We start from the raw sequence: 2,117 nt of genomic DNA on the forward strand, positions 1-2,117 counted from the left end.
TGTATTATTACAAAACAAGAATATACAATAATTAAAAATATAAAAATAAGAAAAATGAGGGCTCAAAAACAAGTCAAAAATTCAGGCCCCTAAATCTTTAGTAATTATTTAAAAAATAATTACACTTCCTTTTAAACGAAATATTTAAGGAAACTAATGCAATTAGAAATATAATAATTGTAAAACCTATTTTAATACTTGGAATTGATTTTCCAATATATTTTTTATATGTTTGATTGTAATATTTTATATTATTTAATTTTTAAAAAGTAAGATTGTTTAGATGTGTATCATTTCTAACTTCAGTTATATTATTAAATTTAATATTATGTTTAATTAGATTCTGTTACTACAAATTAGTAATATCAATAAAGTAGTTTTAAAGAAAACTGTAAATTCAGCCATCTTATTAATCTAATGGTAAATTATAGGTCCACATAGATTTAACATTATTATTAGGAAATATGTCTAGTTCTATGAATCCTAAATCAATCATATTTATCTTTAATAATATGTTCTTTAAAACATAATCACAATTTGGTAAACAAATGATAAAATAATGTTTTATTATTTAAAATGTTAAACTAATTTTTTTTGAACTTTAAGGTAGATAGTTAAATTATCAAAGCAACTAATCTTAAATAAATAAGATTTTGATTATTAACTAAGTTTTATAATAGATTTAAAATTAAATATATTATAACTACCATTATCTAATAATTTATGGGCATATGGTTCGGTACCATAAATCCATTATTATTTAAGTTTATAAAATCGTTAATAATGGAATTATTATTATTAGATATAATTCAACACTATGATATTTTCCTATATCGTTTTTAATATGAAATTAATTATTCTTGTATTACCTTAATTGTTTTTAAATCTAGATTTGATTTATAGATTATTAACTGCCAATAGCTCTACCATAATTATTTGCAATATTTTTAAAGTTAGAATTAATAATAGTAGCATTAAATCTTAAAACTGCACCATCTTAAGATTTTACAGTATTATTAATGAAATTACTATTATTAATCCTAGAATATGGACTAGAAACTGCAACATCTAAAATTTTCTATTATTAATAAAAGCAGAATTTTCAATGTAAATATTTTAAGTATATTTTGCAGTTTTTAAATCTGCAGAACTGTTTATAAATCGGTAATTTATACTACTAGTGTTAAAACTATAAATTGAACCATCAAAACTTAATAAATTCACACTTATTAACAATAATATTCTTTTAGAATTTATAGCACCACCATTATCTATAGCAATATTTGATATAAATATCATTATTACTAAGATACACCACCTTTATATGGTGTATAATTTGATTTAAAAATTGAATTAATTACTTTAAATTATCATTAAATCTATAAGCATTATAATATTTTAAATCAAAAATTTTAAATTAGTAACTTTATCTTTAAAAGATATTACAGAGCCATAAACATTAGATGAATAATTAGTAATTATACAATGTTTATAAGCATATTTCCCTTTAAATTAATTGCACCACTACAGTTGAACTATTACCATATTTAATGTTAAATTATTTATTATAAAACTTGCATTATTGTTTATAATAAATATGGATGATTTATTTACTTCATTAATATGTTTATTACCATTTAAGATAATATCATTATTAATTACATACCTTTACTTGAATTAGAGTTTATATAATCTTTATTAACATTAGTTTAGTATCAATAAGTTCCTGTAAATCTGAAAAAGAGCCAGAATTACTATACTATTATCTTATAATAAATAATGAATTATTATTTGATAAGAAACTATTATCATTATAATATTTAAAAGATTAAAATAAACCTTTATTTAATATTTTCAACCTCCTGAGTAAAGGTGTATAAGTAATATTATAAATTATTAAAAAACATGGGTTTATTATATTTTTACAATTGAAAATATACTTTATATTTAAAATAAAGTACAGGGTTTAAACAAACAATTAACAATATATACACATTTTTAAAAAACCTATAATATATATACTTTAGGGGCCTGAATTTTTCACATTTGTGATAGCTTTTGTAGGCCTGTTTTTGATGTATCGGAGTTCTGTATGAGTATTGTTCCTAATAATACAT

General features: G+C 19.7%; 1 protein-coding gene. It reads right to left on the reverse strand.

Features of this window, described 5'->3' with window-relative positions; translation table 11 throughout:
* Positions 1-1,116: 1,116 nt before the first annotated feature.
* Entirely contained in the window at positions 1,117-1,299 is a 183-nt protein-coding gene (locus tag T523_RS03775; RefSeq protein WP_042707596.1) for a hypothetical protein, read from the reverse strand.
* Between the last annotated feature and the right edge of the window lie 818 nt (positions 1,300-2,117).

The organism is Methanobrevibacter wolinii SH (genome assembly GCF_000621965.1).
GTDB lineage: Archaea > Methanobacteriota > Methanobacteria > Methanobacteriales > Methanobacteriaceae > Methanarmilla > Methanarmilla wolinii.

What these genes read in the sequence shown, in the direction of transcription:
- T523_RS03775 (WP_042707596.1), bottom strand. Translation starts at nt 1,299, where the DNA reads ATGATATTTATATCAAATATTGCTATAGATAATGGTGGTGCTATAAAT.